At 64.3% G+C, this 7374-nt stretch carries 4 protein-coding genes and 1 pseudogene; 4 read left to right on the forward strand and 1 reads right to left on the reverse strand.

Annotated features, from left to right (window positions below; genetic code table 11):
- The 4 genes and pseudogenes from Q7T45_RS03655 to Q7T45_RS03670 form a co-directional block, all read left to right on the forward strand.
- Positions 1-806: pseudogene (locus Q7T45_RS03655) on the forward strand (thymidine phosphorylase); the annotation flags it as partial.
- Positions 803-1723 carry a ribose-phosphate pyrophosphokinase gene (locus tag Q7T45_RS03660; protein ID WP_304867754.1) on the forward strand — a complete coding sequence of 307 codons (921 nt, stop codon included), beginning with the start codon at positions 803-805 and terminating at the stop codon, positions 1721-1723. The pseudogene Q7T45_RS03655 and the gene Q7T45_RS03660, both read left to right, overlap by 4 nt.
- Positions 1720-3318, forward strand: coding sequence for an MBL fold metallo-hydrolase (locus tag Q7T45_RS03665; RefSeq protein ID WP_304867756.1), 1599 nt, complete (start codon positions 1720-1722; stop codon positions 3316-3318). Before Q7T45_RS03660 ends, Q7T45_RS03665 begins: the two co-directional genes overlap by 4 nt.
- A gap of 28 nt (positions 3319-3346) precedes the next feature.
- A complete protein-coding gene (locus tag Q7T45_RS03670) occupies positions 3347-5113 on the forward strand; it encodes a thiamine pyrophosphate-requiring protein (protein ID WP_304867758.1) in 1767 nt (588 codons plus the stop codon).
- A gap of 28 nt (positions 5114-5141) precedes the next feature.
- Here Q7T45_RS03670 and Q7T45_RS03675 read toward each other — a convergent pair.
- On the reverse strand, positions 5142-7374 hold a 2233-nt coding region (locus tag Q7T45_RS03675), incomplete at its 5' end, for an ATP-binding protein (protein ID WP_304867760.1).

Consider the following 7374-nt stretch of genomic DNA (forward strand, 5'->3'; position numbering starts at 1 on the left):
TCTGGGGGGGCCATGTCAACCTGTCGCCGGCCGACGATATCCTGATTTCGGTGGAGCGGCCGCTCAGCCTCGATACCCGCGAGCAGATGGTCGCCTCGATCATGTCGAAAAAAATCGCGGCCGGTTCGACTCACCTTCTGATCGACCTGCCGGTCGGCCCGACGGCCAAGCTCACCAGCGACATGGAGGCGATGCGGCTGCGCAAGCTGTTCGAATTCGTCGGCGACCACTTCGGCATCGCGGTGGAGGTGATCACAACCAACGGCAGCCAGCCGATCGGCAATGGCATCGGTCCGGTGCTCGAGGCCCAGGACGTCATGGCCGTGCTGGCGAACGATCCCGACGCGCCGCAGGATCTGCGCGAGAAGTCGCTACGGCTCGCCGCCCATTTGCTGGACTACGATCCAAGGCTGCGAGGTGGCGCCGGCTATGCCCGCGCCCGCGATTTGCTCGACAGCGGCGCGGCATTGAAACAGATGCAGAAGATCATCGAGGCACAGGGGCCGTCGGACTGTCGCGGCGACCTTGGAAATCTGACGTTCGATGTCATGGCCGGCAGCGACGGCTTCGTCTCCGGCATCGATTGCCTGCGCTTGAACCGGCTGGCGCGGACCGCCGGCGCGCCGCTCGACAAGGGCGCCGGCATCAGGCTGTTCAAGAAAATCGGCGACCGCGTCGAGCGCGGTGAACCGCTGTACCGGGTTCACGCGTTCGACCGATCGGAGCTCGATCTGACGGCTGCCGGCGCCAACAGCGATGCCGGCTACTCGATCAAACCCGCGCTTCCGGACACGGCGGCGCCGTGACCGGGGTCGCCATCCAGAGCCTGCCAGGCGGCGCCAGCGAAGCCCGGCGGCTGGCCGCGCGGCTTGGCATTCCCCATCAGGAAATCGCATTGCATGGCTTTCCCGACGGGGAAATGCGGGTGACCGTCGGGCCGGCTGCATCTACCACGATCATCTATGCCTCGCTCGACCGGCCCAACGACAAGCTGCTTGCCATACTGTTCGCGGCAGAGGCGCTGCGACGCACGGGCGCAAGGCGGCTCGTCCTGCTCGCGCCGTACCTGTGTTACATGCGCCAGGACACCGCTTTCCACGCAGGCGAAGCGATCAGCCAGAAGGTGGTCGGCCGCCTCATCGCTGGAATCATGAACCGCGTGATCACGGTCGATGCCCACCTTCATCGCACTGCGGATATCAGTGCCGTGTTTCCCGGCATCGAGGCCGAAAACCTCTCTGCCATGCCGACAATCGCCAATGTGCTGCGCCAGACCGGGATCGATCCCGCGACGGTCGCGATCGGTCCCGACGCGGAGTCCCGCCCCTGGGTGAGCGATCTCGCAAGTCAACTCGGGCTCGCGCACACGGTTGCGCAAAAAACCCGCCGCGGCGATCGCGCCGTCGAAATCGGGTTTGCCGAGCCCGCACTGGTCGCCGGCCGGCCGGTGCTGCTGGTCGATGATATCGTCTCGTCAGGAGGCACCCTGATCGCCTGTGCAAAGGCGCTCAAAGGCGCCGGCGCGACGACCATCGACGCCGTCATCACCCACGCCTTGTTCGCGCCCGAGATCGCAACCGCTTTTGCCGACGCCGGCATACGGTCCGTCCGCTCGACCTCCAGCGTGCCGCACCCGAGCAATGCGATCCCGCTCGACGATATCCTTGCGACCGCCTTGCGCGGCGAGATCAGTGGCCAAATTTTTCCGGAGAAAACGCCATGAGTGTAACCGTTCGATTTTGCGGCGCGGCGCGCACGGTAACCGGCTCATGCTACCTGCTCGAAACGAAGTCCGGCCGCTTTCTGATCGACTGCGGCCTGTTTCAGGGACCGAAGACCCTGAAGGAACTGAACTACCGAACCTTCCCGTTCCGGCCCGCCGACATCGATACCGTGCTGCTGACGCATGCACATATCGACCATAGCGGACTGTTGCCGAAGCTGGTGCGTGAAGGTTTTGGCGGCAGGATCCTGGCGACGCGCGGAACGATCGATCTGTGTTCCTGGATGCTGCCGGATTCCGGAGGCATCCAGGAATCCGAAGTCGCCGCCCTCAACCGCCGCAACGCGGCGCGCGGCCGGCCGGAGGTCACGCCGATCTATACCCAGGCCGATGCCAAGGCCTCGCTGCAGTCGTTCCAGCCGGTCGAGTACGAGAAATGGGTCGACGTCATCCCGGGCGTGCGCGCGCGTTACTGGAATGCCGGGCATCTGCTCGGCTCGGCTTCGATCGAAATCGAGTTCGACGGCGCGGGTGCCGGGGGACAACCGCTGCGCCTGCTGGCATCTGGCGATGTCGGCCCGGATGCGAAATTGCTGCAGCCTGATCCCAGGGCGCCGACAGGATTCGACTATGTGATTTCGGAGGCGACCTACGGCGACAGGATTCGCGCCGTGACGACGCCGGAAGAGCGTCGCCAGCGGCTGGCATCCGAGGTGCGCGACGCCGCAACGGCAAAAGGCGCCCTGCTGATCCCCGCCTTTGCCGTGGAGCGCACCCAGGAATTGATCGTCGATCTGGTCGACCTGATGGAGCGCGGCGCAATACCGGCCGCGCCGATCTTTCTCGATTCGCCGCTGGCGATTCACGCAACCGAGGTTTTCCGGGAACATGCCGAAAGCCTCGACGCCGACATCGACCTCAATCGTCTGTTCAACTCGCCGCATCTGCGGTTCACCGAGACCGTCGACGAAAGCAAGGCGATCGCCAAGCTGACCGGCTTTCACATCATCATCGCGGCAAGCGGCATGTGCGACGCCGGCCGCATTCGGCACCACCTCAAGCGCTGGCTGTGGAGCAACCGGTCAACCGTGCTGCTGGTCGGTTTTCAGGCCAATGGCACCCTCGGCCGGTTTCTCCAGGACGGTGCCAAGGCGGTCCGGATCCAGGGCGACGAGATCAAGGTCGCGGCCCGTATCCGCATGATCGACGAATATTCGGGTCATGCCGATGGCGCCGAGATGGCCCGATGGATCGCCGCACGCCGGCCGGTTCAGCGGGGCGTGTTTCTCGTTCACGGCGAGGAGGAAGCGATCGCAGCGATGGCCGAGCGCCTCGCCGAGCGGATCGTTCCGGCAGCCAAACTCTTTCAGCCGGTGCTCGACGACATTTACGAGCTCTCGACGCCCGAGCCCGCGCTCATCGACGTGGCACGTCGTCGCCGTCTCGCGCCCGAAGCGGTGACGCATCTCGACTGGCACAACGACATGTCGACCCTGGTGCTCGACATCAACGATCGGATCGCGGCCGCCGCCGACGATCGCGCTCGCGGCGTCATCATCCGGCGCCTGCGACGCGCGCTGGAAGAAGCCGGCTGAACCCAGTCGGCCCGCAATACGGCGCCAGATGCCGCCGCGATGCATATCAGGGCCTCGCGGGACAGCCCGCGCCAGCGCTTTACCCAACGCGGAATTCCTGTTCCAACTACCCGTCAGAGGCCGAGCCCCAACATCGGCCATTCCAAGGGGAGAGAACGGCATGAAGCTCGGCACCGCCATCGCGGAAATCATGAAGCGGGAGGGTATCGAGATCCTCTGCGGCTATCCGGTCAATCACCTGATCGAACACGCCGCCGCCGCCGACATCCGCCCCGTGATGGTGCGGCAGGAGCGCGTCGGAATTCACATGGCGGACGCGATCTCGCGGGTCACCTCGGGGCACACCATCGGCGCCTTCTGCATGCAGCACGGCCCAGGTGCGGAAAACGCCATGGGCGGCGTGGCGCAATGCTACGGCGAGTCGGTACCGGTGCTGGTGCTGCCGATGGGCTATGCGCGGCGGCTGGCCCATATCGATCCGAACTTCAATTCCAGCCAGGCGATGCGGGCTTTCTCGAAATCGTCCGAGCCGATCAACATCGCCGCCGAAGTCTGCAACATTTTTCGCCGCGCCTTCACCAAGCTGAAGAACGGCCGCGGCGGACCCGTCATCGTCGAGATCCCCGCCGACATGTGGAACGAGGAAGTGCCGGAGCCGCTGAACTACACCCCGGTGCTGCGCACCCGCTACGGCGCCGATCCCGTGCATATCAAGGAAGCCGCCGCCGTGCTGATGGCGGCGAAACGGTCGGTGATCTACGCCGGCCAGGGCGTGCATTACGCCAAGGCATGGCCGCAGCTGAAACGGCTCGCCGAACGGCTCGCCATTCCCGTCACCACCAGCCTCGGCGGCAAATCGTCGTTTCCGGAAGACCACCCGCTCTCGCTCGGCTCGGGCGGCCTGGCCGTGCCGCGCGCGGTGCCGAAATTCCTCGCCGAGGCCGACGTGATCTTCGGCATCGGCTGCTCTTTTACGGAGACCTCGTTCGGCATCGCCATGCCCAAGGGCAAGACCATCATCCATTCGACACTCGACCCCAACCATCTCAACAAGGACGTCGAGGCCCAGATCGGGCTGGTCGGCGACGCCGGCCTGGTACTCGACGCGCTGCTGGAAGAAATCGGCAAGACCGTCAAGTCCGATCGCGACGCGAGCACGGTCGCCGCCGAAATCGCCGCATCGCACAGGGAGTGGCTGGCAAAATGGATGCCGAAGCTGACCCACAACGACGCCCCGCTCAATCCCTACCGCGTGCTGTGGGATCTGCAGCACACCGTCGACGTCAGGAACACCATCATCACCCATGATGCCGGCAGTCCGCGCGACCAGCTCTCGCCATTCTGGAAAGCGATCGAACCGCTGTCCTATATCGGCTGGGGCAAGACCACCCAGCTCGGCTACGGATTGGGCCTCGCCATGGGCGCCAAGCTGGCAAAGCCGGACAAGCTCTGCATCAATGTCTGGGGCGACGCCGCGATCGGTTTTACCGGCATGGATTTCGAGACCGCGGTGCGCGAGCGGATTCCGATCATGTCGATCCTCTTGAACAATTTCAGCATGGCGATCGAATTGAAGGTGATGCCGATCTCGACCGAAAAATATCGTTCGACCGATATCTCCGGCGACTACGCCGCGATGGCGCGCGCCTTCGGCGGCTATGGCGAGCGGGTGATGAAACCGGAAGACATCATCCCGGCGATCCAGCGCGGCATTGCCAAGACCAAGGAAGGCATCCCGGTCCTGCTGGAGTTCATCACGTCAAAAGAGACCGAGGTTTCGCGGCCGGGGACCTGAGCGGCTGTCCTCATTCCAGTATCGGCACCTATGGTCCAATCCGGACATCGGTGCCGATACCGTCCAGATAGCTGGACAATTCGTTCACCCATTTGCGCGACACGTCGTTGTCGGCGCTCTCGGCGGCCTCCTCGAGGGCCGCGCCGATGTCGGTGATGGCCTGAAATCCATAGGCCCCCCCGGAACCCCGCATCTGGTGCCCCAGACTGGTGACGGTCTCGAAATCAACGCGATCCAGCGCGTCCCGCATCGTGATGACATTCTGCCGGCAGTTCTGCAGAAATTCAGGGACTCGGGCCGCCAACCTGGCGTTCACGCGCAAGAGGATCGGGTCCATCTGGCTGTCTCTATCTACCGCGGACACGAGATACGGCAAGGCTACGGGCGCGGCCTTCGAGTGCTCCTTGATCGCCTGCAGCAGCACTTCCTGCTTGATCGGTTTGGTCAGAAACGCCGTACACCCCGCCGCCAGACACTTCTCCCTGTCTCCCTTCAGTGCAGCGGCCGTCAGCGCGATGATCGGCGTCGGCGGCCGGTCGTTGGCTTGTTCCCATGCCCTGATAGTCCGCGTTGCCGTCAGGCCGTCCATCACGGGCATTTGCCGGTCCATCAAGACGAGGTCGTAGTCTCCCGCGGTAAACTTCCTGCAGGCGATGTCGCCGTTTTCGGCGATTTCGACCCGGTACGGCGTGTCCTCCAGATAGGCCATCGTGATGGTGCGGTTGTCAGGGGAATCCTCCACCAGAAGGATATGCAGTGCCGGCAGTGGCGGCTCCGGCCCGAGACCGACCGGAGCTACCGCCGGCCGGTTGACCGCCGCCGAGACCTCGAACGGCACGGCGAAGGCAAACACGCTGCCTTTCCCGACTTCGCTTTCAACCCAGATGCGCCCGCCCATCAATTCCACCAGCCGCTTCGAAATCGTCAGCCCCAGGCCTGAGCCTCCGAACCTGCGCGTCGTGGACGAGTCGGCCTGCGTGAAGCGTTCGAACACCTGGCCCAGTTTCTCGTTGGGAATGCCGATGCCGGTGTCGGTGACGGTAAACCGCAATGCCGTCGGAATCGAGGAGTCCGCATCGCGGGTTACCCGCAGCGATACTCCGCCGGATTGCGTGAACTTGATGGCGTTGCCGATCAGGTTGAGCAGCACCTGCCGCAGCCGTGTCGGGTCGCCAACCAGGTTGGTGGGCGCATCCGGCGCGATCTCGAACACCAAAGAGAGGCCCTTTTCATCCGCCCGGGCCACCACCATCTCCGTCACCTTCTCCAGGTGATCGTTCAGCGAGAAGCTGGTCCGTTCCAGCTCCAGCTGCGAGGCTTCGACCTTGGAGAGATCGAGGATGTCGTTGATGAGATTGAGCAGGTTGTCGCCGGCGCGGCGGAAGATCTGCACATACTTGTCCTGCTCGGGCGACAGCGCGGTCTTGGCCAGAAGGTCGGCGATGCCCATGATCGCATTCATCGGCGTTCGGATCTCATGGCTCATGCTGGCCAGGAAATCCGACTTGGTGCGGCTCGCACTCTCGGCGGCGGCCTTGGCCTGCTGCAATTCCGCCTCCACCCGCTTGCGCTCGGTGACGTCGCGCGCCGCGGCGAACACGCCCTGCAGGGTGCGGTTGCGGTCGTAAAACGTGGTCGCGTTGTACGACACCACGGTCTGCTTGCCGTCTCTCGCGCGCGCCGTCAGTTCGTAGTCAGTGACCGACTTTTCGCTCAGCACGCGCTTGATCGCAGCCTCCGCCCGCTCCGGATCGGTGAAATAGCCCTTGAACGGAGCACCAATCAACTCGTCGCGCGTGCACCCGGTCAGCGCCTCCATCTGCTTGTTGACGTCGGTGATGATGCCCGAGGGATCGGTGGTCATGATCGCATCGATGTTGGCCTCGATCAGCGAGCGGGTGTAGAATTGCTGGTCGCGCAGGCGCTGATCGGATTTCTTCTGTTCCTCCTCGACCAGCTTGCGGGCGGTGTTGTCGGTGCCGATCAGGAGATAGCCGATGATGGTGCCTTGCGCGTCGCGCAGCGCCGTGACCGACACCACCGCCGGGAACCGGCTGCCGTCCTTGCGGATGTAGGTCAGTTCATAAATGTCCTCGATGCCGCGCGAGGCCTTGAACACCAGCGCCTCGAAGCCCGGCGTGATCGGGGTCGCGAACTCGACGCTGAGCGCCTTGGCGCGCGAGATCAGCTCCGGCGGATCGGAAATGTCGGCCGGCGTGATCTTGTTCGTCACTTCCGCGGCCGTGAAACCCAGCATCCGC

Source organism: Bradyrhizobium sp. (genome assembly GCF_030646015.1).
Classification (GTDB): domain Bacteria; phylum Pseudomonadota; class Alphaproteobacteria; order Rhizobiales; family Xanthobacteraceae; genus Bradyrhizobium.